Source organism: Halorientalis sp. LT38 (assembly GCF_037031225.1).
Lineage (GTDB): Archaea > Halobacteriota > Halobacteria > Halobacteriales > Haloarculaceae > Halorientalis > Halorientalis halophila.
Genome location: NZ_JAYEZN010000001.1, coordinates 2,213,342 through 2,232,312, shown reverse-complemented (window position 1 = coordinate 2,232,312; position 18,971 = coordinate 2,213,342). Strand labels below are relative to the sequence as shown.

Genomic DNA, 18,971 nt, shown 5'->3' with positions numbered 1-18,971 from the left:
GTTCCTCACTCGAACCGGCCGGTCTCGGCGCCGCAGTCGGTACAGATCGTCAAAATTGCGTCGCGGTCGTCGGTGAGTTCGAGGTCCTGTTCGGTCCGGCCGGCGCAGTCCTCGCACTCGCGGAGCATCTCCGTCTCGCCCATCTCCTTCGGGGCGCCCATGGCCAGCGCGACGACGCGTTCGTCGCCCTCGTTGGTGCCGAGTTGCCACTCGCCCGGTTCGAAGCGGACGCACTCGCCGCCGGTCACCTCGACGTCGCCGTCCTCGGTCTCGAACGTCACAGTCCCAGTGACGACGTAGAACACTTCTTCCTGGTCGCTGTGGCGGTGGTAGCCGAAGCCGAAGCTGTCGCCGGGTTCGAGTTCGTAGTAGTTCAGCGCCAGGTCGGTCGCGCCGACGGCGTCGCCCAGTTTGCGTTTCGCGTCCGCGGGACCCATCCTGTCGTCGAGCTCGTCGACAGTGGCTCTGTCCATACACCGGCTTCCGGGGCCGGATGCAAAAGTCTACGCGGTCGGGACGGTCGTCTGGCGGGGGAGAGGTGGGCGGCGACGGCCTACTCGCGGCCGTCGATGTCGAGTTCCTCTTCGAGGTTGGCGATGGCGTCGCTGTCGGCGAGTTCCTCCATCTGTTCACGGAAGTGGGCCTCGCACACACCGACCTTGACGCCGTCTTTCTCGACCGCGATGTCCGCGTCGCGGTCGCAGTAGTGACACCGCATATTCCTGGGTACGAGTTGCGCGGCTTTGAACCCTGCGAACTCGTCAGCCGGTCGTCTGACGACCTACCGCAGCGCCGTCAGGAAGGTCCCGGTCGCCGCCCGGTCCAGCCCCGCGAGCCCGAGTCGCTCGTCGTGGGCGTCACTCCCCCCGGTGACGAGCAGATCGTGGGTCTCCACGGCCCGTTCGACCGGCGTCGGATCGGCGTCGCGGCCGTACGGGTAGTACCGCTCGACGGCGTCGAGGTCGGCCGTCAGTTCGAGCGCCGCTTCGGGGTCCTCGTACCGCAGCGGGTGCGCCAGGCCGACGACGCCGCAGGCCCCGTCGAGGACCTCCCGGCTCCGCTCGAAGGAGGGGATCTCGCGGGCGACGTAACACGGACAGTCGTCGCCGATGAGGCGGTCGAACGCGTCCTGGTAGTCGTAGTCGGCGGGACTCTCGTCGATGGCGCGCGCGACGTGGGGGCGACCGAGCCCCGGACGGATCTCGACGTCGAGGGTCACGCCGAGGCGGTCCTCGACGCAGTCGACGATGGCCCGGCCGCGCTCACCGCGATCGCGCTGGATCTCCGTCACGAGGGTTTCGAGCGCGGGCGTCGGGTCCAGTCCGTAGCCCAAGAGATCCACGCGCTGGGAACCTGCGTCGACCCGGAGTTCGATGCCGCGGACGATCGTGACGCCCTCGCGTTCGGTGACGGCCCCGTCGAGAGACGGATCGAACCGGTCGTGGTCGGTCAGGGCGACGACCTCGACGCCGGCTCGTCGGGCCGCCTTCGGCACCGAATCGAGCGTCAGCGTCCCGTCCGAGCGCGTCGTGTGGACGTGGAGGTCCGCGACGACCATGTCCGGGCTGGGAGTCCCCCCCGCATGCCGCTTGCGGTCGTGGTCCTTAATGGCACTAGAAGAATCGATAGCGAACGTTTATGAACGACCGTGAACGACTCGGCGGGTATGCGTCTACTGAGTGGGCTGGACGAACGGATCGGTGCACAGGCGTACCCGGCGACGAGCGAGGAGGTCATCGCCGAGTACGGGGACCTCGAACTGGAACTGCCGAACGGCGACGAACGGCTGGGGGACGTGCTCGGCCGCCTCGAGGCGGAGACCTTCGAATCGGCCGAGGACCTGCGGCTCGCGGCCCTGTCGGCGGTGAGCAACAACGCCATCGGCCGGAAGGGCTACAGCGACCGCGATCCCTCCTGCATCGGCGAGGAAGGCCACGAGCAGCTCTCGTTCTGAGCGCTCGAGCCGGGGATCGGCTCCGTTCACGCCGAAACGGGAGCGCGGGAGCGCGGTGCAATCGGTCGCCGCAGACCCGAAGGTTTTGTGCGGTGGTTATCGTATCGGGCGAGTGAGACGAGATGGTACGCAAGCTACTGCCGGTCCTGTTGCTCGTCGGCCTCGCCGTGCTGGCGGGCTGTTCGTTCCTCGGTCCGAACCCCGACAGCTACGCGAGCAGTTACGAGTACAGCGTCGGTATCGACTCGAACGCGACGTTGCAGAACGCGACGCTCCGGGTCCCGCTCCCGCAGGTCGACGGCGCGACCCCGATCAACGCGAGCGTCGTCGCCCCTAACGGGTCGATCGAAGGCAACTTCGCGGCGACCGTGGTCGAGACCGACCACGGGCGGATGCTCGAACTCGTCACCGACGAGCTCCCCGTCAGAACCCGGTACTATCGGGTCGTCGAATCGGGGGACATGGGTCGCAGAGAGGAGATCTCCGAGTCGGCGTACGATCCCTCGAACCCCGACCACCAGAAGGTCACCCAGCGAACGGTCGGTGTGAGCGTGTCGGTGGCCGCCGACTACCCGCTGGAGACGCAGTCCCCGTTCGGGACGGAGCCGACCTTCTACGCCGACGACGCGGTGTCGCGGACCCCCTCGGAGTGTTCGTTACCCTACCGCAACGAGTCCGGTTGCTTCGCCTACGACGCGCCGATGTACATGTCCTACGACGCGCCGGCGAACGCGAGCGTCAGCGGCATCGTGACCTTCGGCGGCTACAACGAGTGGTTCACCGGCGGGTGGACCGGCAACGAGTACACCGACAGAGCGACGTTCCGGGCCACCGGCCCGCAGGACGGGTGGGTGACCGGCGACGGGTACACGGAGACCGGGCGCGGGAACTACCCGTCCCCGGAGCGCTGAGCCGAGCACCGGATCGCGACCCGCAGCCGCGACCAGTGAATGCCTGCGGCGCCGTTTCAGCCCCGTCGGTGATCGATCGACGTGCGCTCGGCACGATGAACCCGCAAGAGGGGACGCTTTTGCCGCGCGTCGGCGTATAGGCGATATGGATAGGACCTCTCGTCCCGCTTCCGAGGCGAGACCGTCGGCTGCCGACGACGACGACCCGATCGCCATCCGGACCACTGGACTGACCAAGCGATACGGGTCGGAAGTGCTGGCCGTCGACGACCTCGATCTGACGGTGTACGAGGGGGAGATCTTCGGGTTTCTCGGGCCGAACGGCGCCGGGAAGTCCACGACGATCGACGTGATCATGGACTACGTCCGCCCGTCGGCCGGGAGCGCGACCGTCCTCGGCTACGACGCCCAGGATGAAACGCGCGACGTCCACGAACGGGTCGGGATCCTCCCGGACGGGTACGGACTCTACGACCGGCTCTCCGGGCGCAAACACCTCGAGTACGCGATCTCGCTGAAGCGAGCCGACGACGAGGTCGCCGACCTGCTCGATCGCGTCGGTCTCGACGCCGACGCTGCCGACCGAGTCGTCGGCGGCTACTCGAAGGGGATGATGCAACGCCTGGCGCTCGCGATTGCGCTCGTCGGCGACCCCGACCTCCTGATTCTCGACGAGCCGTCGTCGGGGCTCGATCCCAACGGCGTTCGCCTCGTCCGGGAGATCGTCCGGGACCACGCTGCCCGTGGAAAGACCGTCTTCTTCTCCAGCCACATCCTCAGCCAGGTCGAAGCCGTCTGTGACCGCGTCGCGATCCTCAACCGCGGGCGACTCGTCGCCGTCGATTCGATCGACGGGCTTCGCGACGCGCTCGGGGCGGGCTCGACGGTGACGCTGACGGTCGACGCCGTCCCGGACTCGCTGTCGCTCGCGGCGCTCCCCGGCGTCTCGGAGGTCACAGTCGAGGACCGAACGATTCGGGTTCACGTCGACGACGCCACGGCGAAGGTCGACGTCCTCGACCGAGTGCGCGACGACGGGGCGGCCGTTCTGGACGTGGCGATCGAGGAGTCGTCGCTGGAAGACCTCTTCAGCGCCTACACGGGCGATGCGCCGCCGGTCGTCGGTGCCACGGAGGGAGCGCGATGACCGCCGTCCCGATCTGGCTGACGATCGCGCGCAAGGAGTTCGCCGACGCGCTCCGATCGCGCGTGCTCTGGGGGATCGTCGCGATCGTCGCCGTGATGACGTCGCTGTCGGCGGGCATCTCGCTGCTCGTCCCCGACGTCCAGGGCGGGGCCGAGATGGCCATCGGCGGCGCGTCCCAGTTCGCGGGTCTGCTCGTCCCGATCGTGGCGCTGATCGCCGCCTATCTCGCGATCGCCGGCGAACGCGAATCGGGGAGTCTGAAGGTGATACTCGGGCTCCCGCCGTCGCGAGGCGAGGTCCTCTTCGGGAAGTTCGTCGGCCGGACCGGCGTGGTGGCGATCGGCCTGGTACTGGGATTTCTCCTGTCGGGCGTCGTGACCGCGGCCCTCTACGGCGAGCTTCCGGTGGCCGCGTTCGTCGGCACGACCGCGTTGACCGTTTTCCTCGGCGTCTCGTTCGTCGGCATCGCCATCGGCATCTCTGCCGTGACGGCGACGCGGGCGCGGGCGATGACGCTCGCGATCGCGGCCTATCTCGGCCTGACGCTCCTCTGGGATCTCGTGCCCAACGCCGTTCACCTGCTGGTGACCGGCGAGATGCCCGGCGCGATCGTTCCCCCGTGGCTCCTGCTCGTACAGGGCCTCAGCCCCACTGGCGCGTACAACGCGCTCGTCCAGCGGGTGTTGCTCGGCGGTGGAACGGCCGTCGAAGCGCGGATCGGCGGCCCCGCGCCGGGCTATCTCGATCCCGTCGTGTTCCTCGCCATCCTCCTCGCGTGGGCGATCGTCCCGCTGCTCGTCGGGTATCTCAGGTTCCGGCGCGCCGACTTGAGTTAGCTGGAACTGCACCGATACCCCACATTAGCGGTCATCGGGGAGGCCGGCAGCTTCGGGCCCCGGTGGGTCGCGGCTCGCGAGGCGCTCGGGGCCGTAGATGACAACGAGCAAAATCGCGGTCGCCACGATCGGAAGCGCCCCCGTGATCTCCGCGAGGAGGTTCAACCAGGGGTCGGGGACCCCGTTCGGGACGAGTGCGGCCGCGTCCGCCGGGTGGTAAATCCCCATCGCGTTGATGCCCGCGTGGAACACGGCCACGGCGAGGACGCTCCCGCCGGTGCTGTTGTACATCCAGGTCCAGAGAACCGAGCCGGCGAGGATCGAGACCATCCAGAGGAGTTGCTGAGAGCGCGGCCACCCGCCGTGGGTCGTCGTGGCGTTGAGAAACAGCGGGAGGTGCCAGCCCGCCCAGGTGACGCCGACCACCACGCTCGACGCGAGGGCGCTGTACTTCGCCTGCAGCACCGGGAGCATGAACCCCCGCCAGCCGAGGTCCTCCTGGCCACCGCCCAGGACCGTCCCCCAACCCATCGCGAAGAGGTAGATGAACGGCGACTCGAACGACGAGAGGTCGATCGGGCCGCCACCGAGCACGAACAGGCCACTGATGAGAACGAGGACGACGAACGGGAGCAGGAACACGATGGCCCACCACTTCGCACCGATCCGCCACTTGAACATCTGACCGACCCACGTTCGGAGACTGCCACCGCTGGCCCAGACGACGACGGCAGCGCCGACGGGCGGCCCGAAGCCGCCCAGTCCGATCAGGAGCGAATGCGTCCACGACGCCTCCATTCCGGAGGCCGCGAGCGCGCCCTGGATCGTCCAGGTGAACGCGTACGCGATCCCGACGAAACTCACCAGCCGATGTGTGTCGACCCAGGAACGGACGGCGGAGGCCATTGTCGGACCCTGGTACGTACACGCTATTGAACAGTCCGACTGACTTTCGGCTGGTCGCCGACGAAGTCGGTATCGACGAACTGCGAGCCCCGACCGTCACGGCCCGAGCCCGTCGCTACGCGCCAGAAATATCATCCATTAGTTACGTTACCGTTACATTCATAGTCGGCTACCCCATACCATGAGTGTGAGTACCAATGTCTATGGGTGCCTACGACGAAGAAGAGCACGAGCGCCGTGAGCGGAAAAACAGCGAGGTAGACGCCGACTTCGACGACGAGCGGACGAACTACCACGGGAAAGTCGAGTACGACAGCGGCGAGTCCGCCGAGGACCTGCTCGACCAGTTCAAAGAGATCAACGAAGGATAGCTCGTTCTCGCCAGTTCCGGACGCAGACGCACGCAGAATACCGTTCTGACGTCGGGTAGCGACGCGGCCACGTCGGTACAGCCGATCAGTTACGAGTCTCGGAGATCGGTGACGTCGCTCATCGCCTCCGCCAGCGGCTGCTCACCGCCGAGTCCGGTCGAGAGCGTCGCTGCGACGGCCTCGCGTGCCCCGGGAATCGGCTCGTGCGTCTCGACGTACGCCGCCAGCGCGAACGCCCGCTCGCTGGCCCCGGTCAGTTCCAGCGCTTCGGTTCGAGCGAGTTCGGCGTTCACCCAGTCCCGGACGACCTCGCGGCCGGTCGGCCCGAGCGGCGACACCTGTTCGCCCAGCAGGTGCAGCGTCTTCGCCGCGGTCGTCGGCGCGATGCCGGCGACGCTCGCGGCCGTCCCGATCGATCGCCCCTCGGCGTACACCTCTGCGACCGTCGCCGCGACGTCGGGCTCGCAGGGCAGGTCGTCGGCGTACTCGGCCAGCCGCTCCGCGAGCGACCCGCCGGTCTCGTCGACAGTCGCCACGCCGCGGTCGCGCTGCTCCGTCGTCACCTCCACCCCCGCGGCGATCTCCGACAGCCCCATACTCGGCGCTTCCGCGATCTCCCCAATAAATGTACGTGAAACCGAACGACCCACGGGGGCGTCACCGGCCGCTATCGCCACACAGTTCTGAGAGAACGTACCGGTAACCGGTACGTTCGGTCAGGCGGATCGGCCGGCTCCGGCGGTCTCCGGGCGGTCTTTAAACAGGGATCGCGGGCCAACCTTCGACTGTACATGGCAACCACGACGCAGTCCTGTCCGGAGTGCCAGGGACGCCTCCGGGAAGGCGACAGGGAAACGGTCTGCGGCGACTGCGGCCTCGTCGTCGCTGAGGACAACATCGACCGCGGCCCGGAATGGCGCAGTTTCGCCGACGACGAGACCGACCGGGAACGGACCGGCGCACCGCTGACGCGATCGCGTCACGATCGGGGCCTCACGACCGAGATCGGCCGCTCGACGCGGCTCAAAGGGCGCAAGCGTCGGCGATTCGCGCGCATGCGTCGCCAGCACAACCGCGCGCAAATCAAGTCCAAGGCCGAGCGCAACCGGGTGTACGCCTTCGGCGAGATCCGGCGGCTGGTCAGCGCGCTGAACCTGACCGACCACGTCCGCGATCAGGCCTGCGTCCTCTTCGAGTCCGCCCAGCACGAGGACCTGCTCCGCGGGCGCTCCATCGAGGGCTTCACCGCCGCCGTCGTCTACGCCACCTGCCGGACCGTCTCCGTCTCGCGGACGCTCGACGAGGTGGTCGAGACCGCCCGCGCATCCGAGGACGAACTCACGGCCGCCTACGACGCCCTGAACCGCCAGCTCGGGCTGCCGACCGGTCCGATCGACCCGGCGGAGTACCTGCCGCGCTTTGCCAGCCGGCTCGACCTCCCCCAGGCCGTCGAGCGCCGCGCCACGGACCTCGTCGACGCCGCCCGGGAGGCGGGCATCGTTTCGGGTCGCGACCCGTCGGGCGTCGCCGCCGGCTGTCTCTACCTGGCCGCGCAGGAACGCGACTGCGACCTCACCCAGTCGGAAGCCGCCGAGACCGCGGGCGTCACGCCAGTGACGCTGCGCTCGACCTATCAGGAACTGCGGGAGTGAGGGCGGAACTTCGAGTGGGTCGACCGTCCGTCAGTCCTCGTCGCCGGCCCAGTCGTCCAGCGAGCGCTGGGCGGCGTCCGTCGGCGTGTCGGGGGAGGTGGTCCCGAACTGCTCGAACGCGATCTCGTACTCGCGGGGGAGGCCGGAGACGTCGACTCTGGCCAGAATCACGGGCGTCTCGCGGGCCGCGTACTCGATCAACTCGCGCTGGGAGCGTTCCAGCGACCCGCCGCCGGTCTTGACCTCACACAGGTACCGCGCGACCGTCCGCCCCGCCACCGCGACCGCGAGCGCGCAGTCCGGCTGCCAGGCGCCCTCGATGCCAGGCCGGGAGACCGCGGGCGGTGCCTCCTCGACGTCGATGGTCAGCGACGTCTCGGGGCCCAGGTCCAGATCGTGGCGGACGTACAGTGCGAGGGGACGGGTCACCCCGTCGCCGGCAGTCAAGAGCGCCTCGCCGAGCGCGCCGTACTGGCTGGCGTCCACGCCGAACTGCCAGCCGTCGTCCGGGTCGGCCGCGGGGAGGCGCCCTCGGGTCCTGCTGGCACCGACCAGGTACGCGTCGGCGTCGGTGTCGTCCTGCGGCGCGACGGCCTGGATGCGGACCGGGCTCTCGCCGTCCCGTGTGAGTTCGGCCGCGGCCGTCCGCGCGTCGCCCTCCGTCGCGTAGGCGAGGCGCTCCCCGGCCGATGCGACCAGTTCCGCGACCGCGGAGTTCCGGTCGATGGCCGAGGGCTTGACCGCGACCTGGAACTCGTCGGCAGCCATGTGCCGGACAAGGCGCGGCCACGGAATTAACTCCCCGGGTTCGCCACCGATGCGTCCCCCACCGTTTCCCGCACCGCCGCCGCGAGTTCCTCGAACCGCGCCGTCGCGACACATTCCGGCGCGTGCTCGCCGACGGGCCGTCCCCGGGCCTGCGCATCGGCCAGCGCGACCGACTCCGGAAGGACCGTCACCGGCGCACCGAGTTCCCGAGCGAGCGCGTCGGCCGTTCCCCGACTTTCCGCCCGATTCAGCACGATCCGGACCAGGCCGGCGTCGAGTTCGCGCGCCAGCGCCCGAGCGCGGACGGCGTCGGCCAGCGCGGGTTCGGCCGGCGTCGTCACCAGCACGCAGGCGTACGCCACGCAGAGCCCGAGGCCCACGTCGCCGCCCAGCCCCGCCGGACAGTCGACGACGACCCGGCCGTACTCGGCGGCGACGCGCTCGACGGCGGCCACCAGAGCGGTCGGATCGATCGCCCGCGCCCCCGCGAGCGACCGCCCACAGGGGAGGATCGCGACCGGCGCGTCCTCCCGGACCGCTTCGACCGGGTCGGCGCGGCCGGCGAGCACGTCGTGGAGGTCCGGCCCCCGGGACGCCGGCAGGTCGGCCATCCCCAGGTCGGCGTCGACGACCACCGCGTCCAGCGCCGCGGCCAGGTTGTACGAGACCGTCGACTTCCCCACGCCGCCCTTGCCCCCGGTGACCGCGAGGATCATCGCACCCGGTCCAGCGACTCGACGGGCACCGTCGCGCGCTCTGCGCGTTCGGCAAGCTCCGCCGCCCGCTGGGACAGTGCCTCGAGGCGTCGGGCGTCTCGCGACAGCTGGGCGTCCAGCTCACGGGCGCCGGCGACGCCCCCGACGCTCCCGAGGATCTCGGTCGCCACGGGGAGCCGCGTCGTCGCAGAGAGCCGCTCTGCGGTGTCGATGCGGTCGGCGACGGCGTCGAGATCCGCGTCGATCGACTCGTCAGTCCGGTTTCGCTCCGCCTCGGCCCCGTCCGCAGCGGCCCGATCCGGGAGGGGTCCGTCCCCACCGAGAATCGCCGCGTCGCCGGCACTGTCGATCGGTGGGGCGTCACCGTCCTCCGCTGCCGACCCCGGATCGTCGGTCCGGTCCACGGGCACCGCGTCACGCGGCGGTCTCGGGACGCCCAGTTCGCGAACGATGTCCTCGGCCGTGGCGTCGACGGACGGGACCTGCACGCGCGGTTCGATGCCGTCGTCCGGCTCGACGGGTTCGGTCTCGACGACTTCCAGCGGGGAGTCCGTCGGCGGCGCCGAACTGGCCGCCCCGATCGGTCGCGTCTCGCCGGCGGCGAGGACGCACTCGAACCCCTCGTCGTCCCAGCCAGCCGCTGGGACGCCGTGGCATCGTGGCGGCCAGAGCGGACCGTCCAGGCGGCTCTCCAGCCGTACACGCCGCGGTTCGCCGGGATTCTCGACCCGGCCGGTCACGAGCGTCACGCCGTCCTCGCGCGTGGCCGAACAGGAACACGTCACCATGGGTCGGGCTGGTCCCGTCCTGGGATATAAACTACAGGCGGAGCACCGGGGCGTCCAGCCAGTCGGCCGCCGCCGTCGGATCGGCGAAGCGGTCACAGGCGACCACGACCGGGGCGCGTAGCTCGGCGACCCGGCCGACCGCGAGCGCGGCGGTCACGTCGTCGGCCTCGCCGGGATCGGCCGGCGTGGCCCACGGCGCAGCGTCGACGGCGGCCCGGAACTCGGCCCGCAGCCCGTCCGCGAGGTGGGCGCGTGCCTCGCGGCGGCGGTTCGCCAGCCTGTCTTCCATTTCCATGCGTCGCTCCCGGGCGTCCCTTGCCTCTCGGGCCGTCTCGTTCGCGGCGTCGAGACGCTCTCTGGCGGCGATCAACTCGGTTCTGGCGTCGGTCAGGTCCCGCATCGCCGCGTCCAGTTCCGCCTCGTCCGCGTCGGATAGCGCGTCGCGCTCGCGGAGCGCCTGCACCCGGCCACGGAGTTCCGAGACGCGCTCGTCGAGTCGCTCGACCTCGTCGCTCCGCTCGGCGACCGCGCGCCTGGCCGTGCGCGTCGACGTCTCAGGGACCGACAGGTCGGCCAGTTGGGCCCGGATCTCGGCCAGTCGCTCTTCGTACGGCGTCGTGAGACCCCGCGACCGCGCGGCAGCCGCCAGTGCCGCCCGGATCGACACGCACACGTCAGGATGGACGTGGCCGACGCGCTCGTGAACCGGTCCGGGGTCCGCCGCGTCGACGGTCACCGACGCGTCATCGCCCCGAACCGCCGCTAGGACTGCCGAGCCGGACAGATCGAGGTCCCGTCCGTCCACGACCCGACCCTCGCGAATCGTCTCCCCACAGTGGAGCCTCATAGCTCGCGGTCTTTCAGCGCCGCCGGGTCGGGGTGGTCGCTCGCGGCGGCGAACTTCGCGTACGGCGTACTCGGGTGCTCGCGGTCGGCGTAGGCCCGCGCGGCCTCGCGGACGTCCGCCCCCACCGCCTCGAACTCGTTGAACGGGCGCGTCCGCTCGACCTGGACGTCCGCCCCGTACTCCGCCCGGAGCCGCAGCGCGAGGAAAGCCCCGAACTCGGTCGCCTCGAACAGCGCCGCCCGCCCGAACCGGCGAACGACCGCCCCCTCGTGGGCCTGACAGGCGTTCCGGAGCGTCTGTCGCGCCTCCCGTGAGTAGGTGACCACCAGCAGCACAGACGAACGTCGTCACGCAATACGTCAAAAACCCATCTATTCGTGGACGGCAGGTCGGAGAACCGGGTGTCCTCAGTCCCGCGACCGAAGACCGAGCGCCAGCAGTGCGCAGAGGGCAACTACGACGCCGAATCCGGGGCCGTTGCCAGTCGTCGTGGTCGGATCGTCGCCGACGTCCGCAGCGGCACGCCCCCTGGTCGAAGTGTCAGTTCCGGGCCCAGGCGTCGTGTCCTGTTCGGTTGCCGAGTCGTCGGAGGTCCCGGGATCTTCCTCGGTGACGGTTATGGTCTGTGAGACCTGCTCTCCGACCTCGATGGTCCGCTCGCCCGCGGAATCGAAGGAGACAGTTATCGTCTCCATAACGGTCTCGTTGGACGGAACCGCGATTTCGACAGACTCGTTACCCTGGTCGCCAACCCGGATCGATGCGTCGAACGTGCCCCGCTCGCCCCCGTCGTTTGAGACCCGGACGGTGAGGGTTACATTCTCGTCCACGGCGACGCTCTCGTTCTCGACCGACGCGTCGACGCTCATGACGGCCGGAGACGTGTCCTCGGTGCTGCCATCACTCACGTCTGTGCCGCCACCGCCTCCACCGCCACCACCGCCTCCGGCACCTCCACCACCGCCACCGCCACCACTGTCACGACCGCTACCGCCGTCGCCGTCGTCCGCTTCTCCGGCGGCGACGGTGACCGTCTCCCGTGCCTCGTTACCCAGGCCGTCCGTGATCGAGAGCTCGACGTCGCGGGACTCGCCCGGCGAGAGGTCCTCGATATCGTAGGACGCCCCTGTCCGGGAGACCACCGCATCCTCGGTGACGACGGCGTCCCCCGCCGTGATCGAGAGGGAGTCGTGGTCGACGCCCGATCCCGCGTCACTGTAGTTGAAGATGACCGCGTCCCCGTTCGCATTGACTGTCACTGTCGGCGGCTTCCGGTCGATGACGACCGCCTGTCGACGGACCGTGGTAACGCCGGCCTCGCTGCTCGCGACAACCGCGAGGGAGTAGTCACCGTCGGCAACGTCAGCGCCGTCCGCAGTCCCGTTCCAGGTGACTGTCGCCTCTGCGTCGAAGGCGTCGGAGCGGTTCGTCTCGTAGACGACATCCGTGGCGTTGGACACGACGACGGTCACGTCACCCGGTTCGGCGTGGGACGCCGCTAGCGTGGCCTCAAGCGGTTGGCCGTTCGTGACGTTCTGGTTCGCGTCGACGGTCAGTCCCGGTTCGCTCAGGTTCGTCTCCGAGGGCGACGCGTCCGTCTCGACATCGACTTCTTCGGCCGCCAGCGCAGCCGACGCGACATAGGAGTCCTCGCCCGTCAACGCATAATCGAGGACGGCGTCCTCGAACGCAGCCGTCCCCGGTTCGAGTCCCGCGTTCTGGGCCACCTCGACGGCTGCAGCGCGGTCGTCCTCGTCGAGGTCGTCGACGGTAACCCTCTCGGCCGGGAAGTCGGCGTCGTAATAGTCGTCGGGACCCATGCTGTCGTCGTAATCGAACAGTGAGGTCCCTTCCGTGACGCGGTGGTCATCCCGGAATTCGCCGTAGAGTTCCTCGAACGCGGGCGGGGTCGGAAGCGTGGATCCGTCAGCGCGTGCCAAGTCGTTCGACGCGTCACCGTCGGGACTCCCTAGCAGCCCGGACATGGAGTCGACTGCGGACCGGTTCGGCTTCACGAACACGTCGAGGCGGTCGTCCTGGACCGAAACCTCCAACCGCGAGTCGCCGTCGCCGGCCGCATCGTCCGCGCCGGGATAGACGACGACGTACCGGTCCTGGATCCGGGATATCTCGCCACCGCCCACCGAGAGCGACTCCCCGGAGGACAGTGACTCGGCATTGCCGTCTACCGTCAGTGTGTCCTCGTCGCGGGCGTCGATGGTCACGTTCCGACCGTCGAGGGCCGTCGCGACCGCGGAGATGACGCTGACCTCCCGGTCGGCCACCGGTCGCAACCGGGCCTGGATGGACGGTTCACCGCCTTCATCGGTCTCCGTGAGGACGAACTCGCCGGCGGCCTGGAAGTCGTACGCGACACCGTCGTAAGTTGTGAGGTGGGGATCGCCGGTTGCAGCGCCTGCAGTGTCTCTCGGTGGTTCAGCCGGCGTCTCGAGACTCGGGTTCGGATCGTCTGCGTCCACCTGCTCGTACCCGTTGCCAATCATCCGCCCGACGTCCCGTGAGGCGTCAGCGGAGAGCCGCGTCGCGGTGATATCGCTCACCGGGTCGACCAATTCTTTGCCCGCTCCGGCCGGCCCCGCTGAGACGACCGACACGACGTCAGCGTGACCGTCCTCGACCTCCCAGACCGGACCGCCGCTGTTACCTGGGTAGATGAGTTCGTCGAGTGTCGATCCAGTGGCAAATCTGTGGCACCGATCGTTCAGCCAGCACCCTGGCTGAAAGAAGTTGAGGTCGGTCCCTTGTCCCTCTGCGACGAAGTCCCACTGTTCTCCCCTCGTGTCTACGAAGGGCGCGTCTATCGAGGGATACCCCGTGACGTGCAGTCCGTCACTGTCGTACACCGGGTCCGTGAGCGCGTGACTCTCGTATCCGAACGTTCCTGTCTCCTGGCCCACCGGCCTATCAAGCGTCAACACTGCCAGGTCGTAGCTCCGATCCTCACCGTCCACCCACTTCTCGTAGGTCTGGACGAAGGTGACGTTCGCCTGGCCGAAGGGAGACGAGTCGTGGTCCCTGCCGGGCAAGAACTGCACCTCCTCAATGGCGTTCCCATTCGGGTCCTCCTCGGTCAGCCACGTTCCGTCCTCGTACACGCAGTGACCGGCCGTGAGGACGTGCGAATCCTCCACGACCGTCGCGGAGCAGCCACCGAGGTAGTCGTAGGCCAGTTGACCGACGGCACTCCAGGGATAATTGTCGGTCGCCGTGTCGGATCGCTTCTCGTAGTCGTCGCTTGGCATCGTCACCGACGATTCGTCCGCCCCGTGTGGGAGCGTGGCCTCGGCCGACTGGAACCAGGCCGCCGCGTCCGACGTGGTCCCGTTCGCGAATTCGCCGGTTTCAGGATCGTATCCGACGATTTCGCTCTCCAGCTTAAAGGTCGTGACCGACCTTTCGACGTCGGTCGCAACCCAGCGCCCGCCATGCCGAGTTTCCGTGACGATGGATACCTGGCGCTCCCCGCCCGACGACGGCGTGTACTCGTATTCGAAGGTCCGTCGGTCGCCGGACGCGATCAAGCTATCCTCGTCGCCGCGGACGACCGTCTCGGTGACCGAGGACGATTCCAACGTGATTCGGGTCCTGACGGGCCGTTCTGGCCCATCATTGCGAACCGCTGGCCGAACGCTGACGGTGGCGTCCTGTTCGTAAACCCCACTGCCGTCCTCATCACCCGAGAGAGCTATGTCAGCCAATCGTGGCCCTTGCCGCCCGACCGTCATACTCGCCCCACCGTCGTCTACGCTCACGTCCTGGCTACCCCAGAACGCACCGTTCGGCCCGTACAGTTCGACATTGTACTCGCCGGCTTTGAGCGTCGACCACGACACTGCGCCAGTGTCGTTCGTCCACCGACTGTCGACCGCGTCGTAACTCTCGTTGTAGAGCGCGACTTCGGCGTCCACGACAAGATCCCCAGATCCGTTCTCGGCCGTGACGACCAGTTCGTGCTCGCCGTCGAGTTCGGCTGGCACGTCCGGCGAAACCGTCTCGTTCACGTCCGCACTGGCGTTTTGATCCTTCGCCGAAGCGACGTAGCTCTCATCGCCGGTGATTGCGTAGTCGATCACCGCGCTCCGGAACGCGTTGGTCCCGGGTTCCAGGCCGGCGTTCGTGGCTACTTCCTCGGCCTCACTACGCACGTCCTGGTCCAAGTCTTCAACCGAGAAGATGTTCCTCGGGACGTTGGGGTCATAGTAGGTGTCGGGTCCCGAATCGTTCTCGTAGGTGAACAGCGACGACTCGGCGCTCACGCGCCAGTCTTCGCGGAAGGCACCGTAGAGGACCGTCGAATCGGGTGACTCCGAGAGGACGCTTCCGTTCGCCAGCGTGAGATCGTCCGAGCTGTTTCCGTCGAGGTCCCCCAGCGGCCCCTCGATAGCTCGCTCGCGGTCGGCATGGAGCGACACCTCGACGTCGAGACGGTCGCCGTAACGGTCGAGTGTGAGGTGCTCGTCGCCTGGCCCTGCCTCGTCGTCTGCACCCGGGTACGTGACGGTGTAGCTACCTCCCGAGCGCTCGATGGTTCCATTCCCCACTTCGAGGGGATCGCTCTCGTCGAGTGCCTTCACCGTACCGTTCACCGTCACCGGCGTCGATCGCGTCGCGTCGACGACCACCTCGCGCCCGTCGACAGTCGTGGCCACCGCCGTGTTGACCGTCACTGAGTCGCTGAACTCGCTCGGTTCCTGTCGCGCCTGCACCTCGAACGAGCCGTTGGTCTCGCGAACGAGGACGAACTCCCCGGCCGCCTGGAAGTCGTATCCCGTACCGTCGAAGGTCACCAAGTGCGGGTCGCCGGTCGAGACCGCCGTCTCGAAGTCGTGCGACACGACCTCAAATTCTCCGACTGCACCGTCGTTCCCAGTGGCAACCTGGTAGGCGTACGTCCCGGGGTCGAGCGAGGCCACGGCGTCTAACCCGACGGTCGTCGTCTCGCCAGCGTCGAGCGAGACGGTCCGAGTGTCAACCACGTCCTCAAGGGCCCCGTTGCCGTCGGTGTCAACGGCCAGCGCGACCGATTCGTTCCTCACAGTGGAGTTCTCACTGACGACGGTCGTCGAGACGGCGACCTCCTCTCCCGTAGCCACGGTCGAGGGAGCTCTGACGTTATCGACTGTCAGTCCGTCCGACGATGGCTCCTCGACGGTGAGGCTCGTCGTTCCGGTTGCGGTTTGCCCATCCTCGGTCGAGACAGTGACCGTAAGTGTGTGCTGCCCCGGCGACCACCCGTCGGTGTCCACCACGATCGTGGACTGGTCGGTCGTCCGGTTGACTGTCGCGTTTCCAGAGAGATCCCACTCGTATGACGTGACACTCCGGTTTGCAGTTGCATCAATGGTCACGTTCTCCCCGCGCTCGACCGTTTCCGGCGTCGACTCGAGCGTCACGTTCGTCGGGTCGCCTCCGTCCGCAGACTCGACGGTCACCTCCCCGGTCGTCGAACGCTCGGTTCCGTCGGTGCCGATCACTGTCAGTTCTACCTCGTATTCGCCGGGCTCGTCGTAAACGTGCTCGACGACGGAGTCATCAGACTCCTCAGTCGTTCCATCGCCGAAGGCCCATTCGTAGGAATCGATCCCGTCGACTGCCGACGACTCAGAAGCGTCCAGTGTCACAGTCTCACCAGTCTCTACGCTTCGAGGCTCGACCGCAAGCGATGGCGTGACGGTGACCTCGCCGTCGACTTCAATCACTTCGTCGTACGCAGTTTCGCCAACGTAATACGATCCGTCGGACCCGTAGGCCTGGACGCTCACGCGGAAATCCGTCCCGTCCTCGGCGTGAGCCGGGATCGGAACCTCGATTCCGTCCGATTCGGTACCTATCCCGTAGCGGACCGTCTCGGTAGTGTAACTCGAGAGACGTGCGAGTCCGCGAGCGTCACCGTCGTCGGTCTCGAAGTCGACCGTCACGGTTTCGCCCGGTGCTGCCGTCTCCGTGGTCGGCGTCACGCTGGCCAGAGGGTGCGCAAGCGATGCGGTATCGAAGTGATTCACCGGCGAGTACCGGTGGATCGAATTGAGCCACACCTCGTCTTCGGCGTCCGCGGGCACGTCGACCGTGACGGTCGCGTCCCCATCCGATCCCGTCTCGACGCCGTCCGTGTCGAACACCTCGAACCGGTCGTCATACTGCGCTGCAACCGCGAAGGGAACGTCTGCAACCGGATCGCCGTCCGCGTCCCGCACGGAAACCTCGAGGTCATTTCGCTCCCCAGGCGTGAGTTCCGTGTCGTACTCCGCCCCCTCGAAGTCCACGTCGTATCGCTGGACTTCCCCGAGATACGCGGTGTTTGTGTGCGTCTCACCGTCGCGTTCGAGAGTCACGTCAGCAGAGACGCCAGCCCCGTCAACCGCTGCGTCCGGGACGTTGAGCGTGAGGGTCGCCTGGCCCGAAGCGTCCGTCTCGACCGTCGTCGTCTCCAGCGAGATCTCCGGATAGTTGTACGAGAGCGTCGCCTCGACGGTCTCGTTGGGTATCGGCTCCCCATCCTCGGTCGCCTCGGCAGTGAGATTGACCTGTTCGCCGGGCTTGGTGAAGTCGAGTCCGTTTCGCTCCACATCGGTCTGCAGGGTAACGTCACTGCCTCCTCCGCCAGCCCCGTCGGACCGCTCCGTCAGCTCGAGCCGATTGGCACCCAGGAACTCGGTGAACGCGACGACATCACCGCCCGCGGTTTCACCGCTGATCCCGTACTCGCCTTCAGTATTCGGCGTCCGCCATTGCGCCGTAAAGAACCCGTCGTCGTCGGTCGTCGCGTTGACGGTGTCGACGATCGACCCGTCCTCGTCAGTAATCTCGATGGAGAAGGTGACGTCCGCGGCCGGCCCGTCCGGACCGCGGAGTTGTCCTCCGAAAGATGCCGTTTCGCCGGCATACTGCCGGTCCACCCCGGTTTCGACGTCGACAACGTAGTCCGTGACCGAGAGTGACGTGAGGAACTCGTCATGGGACTTGATCAAGTAGTCACCCGAAGCGGTTGGAGTGAAATCGACTCGACCGAACCCGTTCGCGTCCGTCGTCATGGTCTGGGTTGCGATATCGTCGTTCGACGGGTTTCGCACGGTGACGTCAAGTCGATCGTTCGCCACCGGTTCGCTCCCGTCGGCAATCCGGACGGCGGCCGCCGTCGGTTCTCCCGCGAATGCCGGGCTCGGCCAGTGGACGGAATCGGTGGTCCGCCCTACCTCAATCATGTCGCTGTCGGTTCCGGACACGCTGCTTACCTCAACCTCATATCTCCCGGACTGAACGGCCGACGCGTTGAACTCGACGACCGCGCTACCGTGTTCGTCCGTCTGCACGGACTCCTCGAACACCGGGTTTGCGTCGCCCCCTCCGGACGGCCTCACGGTGACCGTGATCTGTTCGCCGTCGACCGGGCTGTCGACAGTTCTACCGGTGTCCGTCGCTCCAACCCAGACGTTGACTGTCTCGTTACTCCCGTACTGCCGGTCGCCCACCGCAACGTCGATTTCAACGTCGTCCTGTGACCCCACCACTGGCGTGGAGACCAGTGCCAACATGACGACCAACGCCACGAGGATACCGGCTACGCTCGCCGTCGTCTGTGGCAACCGCATCAGGCGCCCCTCCCACAACGCCGTGTTGCGATTCCACTTCGGCCGTCTCCACGCACGGGGGATATGAGCCTCCGTACCGACCCAATCATACGCGATTGCCGTTCGAACTCGATACTCTCGTCGTCTCCGCGTACACCGTCTCTCATTACCAGATCACCCGGACACCCCGGAAGCAGCACGATCCGCCCCACCCCTGAAACGGGAACGGCTCACCACTCCACCAGTAAGTCCGTGTTTGATCGGCCTTTCGTTCATGATGTAAAAAATGTATCTTTTCGGGACAGATCTCGTTCCGATCTGTACCGAGACAGGTCGAACGATAGGTTGGCGGCGCCGTTGCGCGATCTGAAACCTGTTTCTCGTCCGCAGCATTCCCGTCGATCGCTTGCCGTTCGGTTGCCTGTAGCCGGATCGGGAATCACGAGAGTCGGTGGCCGCCGCCTCGAGGATTTCCAGAAGGTATTC

General features: G+C 67.6%; 17 protein-coding genes. 6 read left to right on the top strand and 11 right to left on the bottom strand.

Annotation, left to right across the window (positions count from 1 at the left end; translation table 11 throughout):
- Positions 1-5: 5 nt before the first annotated feature.
- The 3 genes from U5918_RS11485 to U5918_RS11475 all read right to left on the bottom strand — a co-directional run bounded on the left by U5918_RS11485 (position 6) and on the right by U5918_RS11475 (position 1,558).
- Positions 6-473 (bottom strand): cupin domain-containing protein, encoded by a 468-nt coding sequence (locus U5918_RS11485; RefSeq protein WP_336001498.1) that lies wholly within the window; start codon positions 471-473, stop codon positions 6-8.
- Between the two features lie 80 nt (positions 474-553).
- Entirely contained in the window at positions 554-718 is a 165-nt protein-coding gene (locus U5918_RS11480; protein WP_336001497.1) for a DUF6757 family protein, read from the bottom strand.
- Between the two features lie 63 nt (positions 719-781).
- Complete coding sequence (locus tag U5918_RS11475) at positions 782-1,558, bottom strand: PHP domain-containing protein (RefSeq protein WP_336001496.1); 777 nt, start codon at positions 1,556-1,558, stop codon at positions 782-784.
- Between the two features lie 108 nt (positions 1,559-1,666).
- Between U5918_RS11475 and U5918_RS11470 the strand changes: the two genes are divergently transcribed.
- The 4 genes from U5918_RS11470 to U5918_RS11455 all read left to right on the top strand — a co-directional run bounded on the left by U5918_RS11470 (position 1,667) and on the right by U5918_RS11455 (position 4,848).
- On the top strand, positions 1,667-1,954 hold the full coding sequence (locus U5918_RS11470) for a DUF5789 family protein (protein ID WP_336001495.1): 288 nt from the start codon (positions 1,667-1,669) through the stop codon (positions 1,952-1,954).
- 122 nt (positions 1,955-2,076) lie between these two features.
- Positions 2,077-2,865: a hypothetical protein gene (locus U5918_RS11465; protein WP_336001494.1), complete on the top strand. Its 789-nt coding sequence runs from the start codon at positions 2,077-2,079 to the stop codon at positions 2,863-2,865.
- Positions 2,866-3,010: 145 nt separating this feature from the next.
- On the top strand, positions 3,011-4,012 hold the full coding sequence (locus U5918_RS11460; protein ID WP_336001493.1) for an ABC transporter ATP-binding protein: 1,002 nt from the start codon (positions 3,011-3,013) through the stop codon (positions 4,010-4,012).
- Positions 4,009-4,848, top strand: a complete 840-nt coding sequence (locus tag U5918_RS11455; protein WP_336001492.1) for an ABC transporter permease subunit — start codon at positions 4,009-4,011, stop codon at positions 4,846-4,848. The genes U5918_RS11460 and U5918_RS11455 overlap by 4 nt, the downstream gene beginning before the upstream one ends.
- 24 nt (positions 4,849-4,872) lie before the next feature.
- Here U5918_RS11455 and U5918_RS11450 read toward each other — a convergent pair whose 3' ends face one another.
- Positions 4,873-5,754 carry a CPBP family intramembrane glutamic endopeptidase gene (locus U5918_RS11450; protein ID WP_336001491.1) on the bottom strand — a complete coding sequence of 294 codons (882 nt, stop codon included), beginning with the start codon at positions 5,752-5,754 and terminating at the stop codon, positions 4,873-4,875.
- Positions 5,755-5,951: 197 nt separating this feature from the next.
- Between U5918_RS11450 and U5918_RS11445 the strand changes: the two genes are divergently transcribed.
- Positions 5,952-6,125 carry a DUF5786 family protein gene (locus U5918_RS11445; protein WP_336001490.1) on the top strand — a complete coding sequence of 58 codons (174 nt, stop codon included), beginning with the start codon at positions 5,952-5,954 and terminating at the stop codon, positions 6,123-6,125.
- 89 nt (positions 6,126-6,214) lie between these two features.
- On the opposite strand, the gene U5918_RS11440 is transcribed toward U5918_RS11445, so the two are convergent.
- Positions 6,215-6,721 (bottom strand): DUF7858 family protein, encoded by a 507-nt coding sequence (locus tag U5918_RS11440; RefSeq protein ID WP_336001489.1) that lies wholly within the window; start codon positions 6,719-6,721, stop codon positions 6,215-6,217.
- 195 nt (positions 6,722-6,916) lie between these two features.
- Here U5918_RS11440 and U5918_RS11435 point away from each other — a divergent pair, with 195 nt between their 5' ends.
- On the top strand, positions 6,917-7,777 hold the full coding sequence (locus tag U5918_RS11435; RefSeq protein WP_336001488.1) for a transcription initiation factor IIB: 861 nt from the start codon (positions 6,917-6,919) through the stop codon (positions 7,775-7,777).
- Positions 7,778-7,807: 30 nt separating this feature from the next.
- Here the strand turns inward: U5918_RS11435 and U5918_RS11430 are convergent, their stop codons facing one another.
- The 6 genes from U5918_RS11430 to U5918_RS11405 all read right to left on the bottom strand — a co-directional run bounded on the left by U5918_RS11430 (position 7,808) and on the right by U5918_RS11405 (position 17,885).
- Positions 7,808-8,545 carry a DUF8081 domain-containing protein gene (locus U5918_RS11430; RefSeq protein ID WP_336001487.1) on the bottom strand — a complete coding sequence of 246 codons (738 nt, stop codon included), beginning with the start codon at positions 8,543-8,545 and terminating at the stop codon, positions 7,808-7,810.
- Positions 8,546-8,571: 26 nt separating this feature from the next.
- The gene (locus U5918_RS11425; RefSeq protein ID WP_336001486.1) at positions 8,572-9,261 is read right to left on the bottom strand and encodes a MinD/ParA family ATP-binding protein; all 690 of its coding nucleotides are present in this window, start codon (positions 9,259-9,261) and stop codon (positions 8,572-8,574) included.
- Positions 9,258-10,049 carry a DUF7857 domain-containing protein gene (locus tag U5918_RS11420; protein WP_336001485.1) on the bottom strand — a complete coding sequence of 264 codons (792 nt, stop codon included), beginning with the start codon at positions 10,047-10,049 and terminating at the stop codon, positions 9,258-9,260. The genes U5918_RS11425 and U5918_RS11420 overlap by 4 nt, the downstream gene beginning before the upstream one ends.
- A 31-nt stretch (positions 10,050-10,080) precedes the next feature.
- Positions 10,081-10,896 (bottom strand): DUF7856 family protein, encoded by an 816-nt coding sequence (locus U5918_RS11415; RefSeq protein WP_336001484.1) that lies wholly within the window; start codon positions 10,894-10,896, stop codon positions 10,081-10,083.
- The gene (locus U5918_RS11410) at positions 10,893-11,231 is read right to left on the bottom strand and encodes a DUF7855 family protein (protein ID WP_336001483.1); all 339 of its coding nucleotides are present in this window, start codon (positions 11,229-11,231) and stop codon (positions 10,893-10,895) included. The genes U5918_RS11415 and U5918_RS11410 overlap by 4 nt, the downstream gene beginning before the upstream one ends.
- 72 nt (positions 11,232-11,303) lie before the next feature.
- Positions 11,304-17,885: a VWD domain-containing protein gene (locus U5918_RS11405; protein ID WP_336001482.1), complete on the bottom strand. Its 6,582-nt coding sequence runs from the start codon at positions 17,883-17,885 to the stop codon at positions 11,304-11,306.
- Positions 17,886-18,971 lie beyond the last annotated feature (1,086 nt).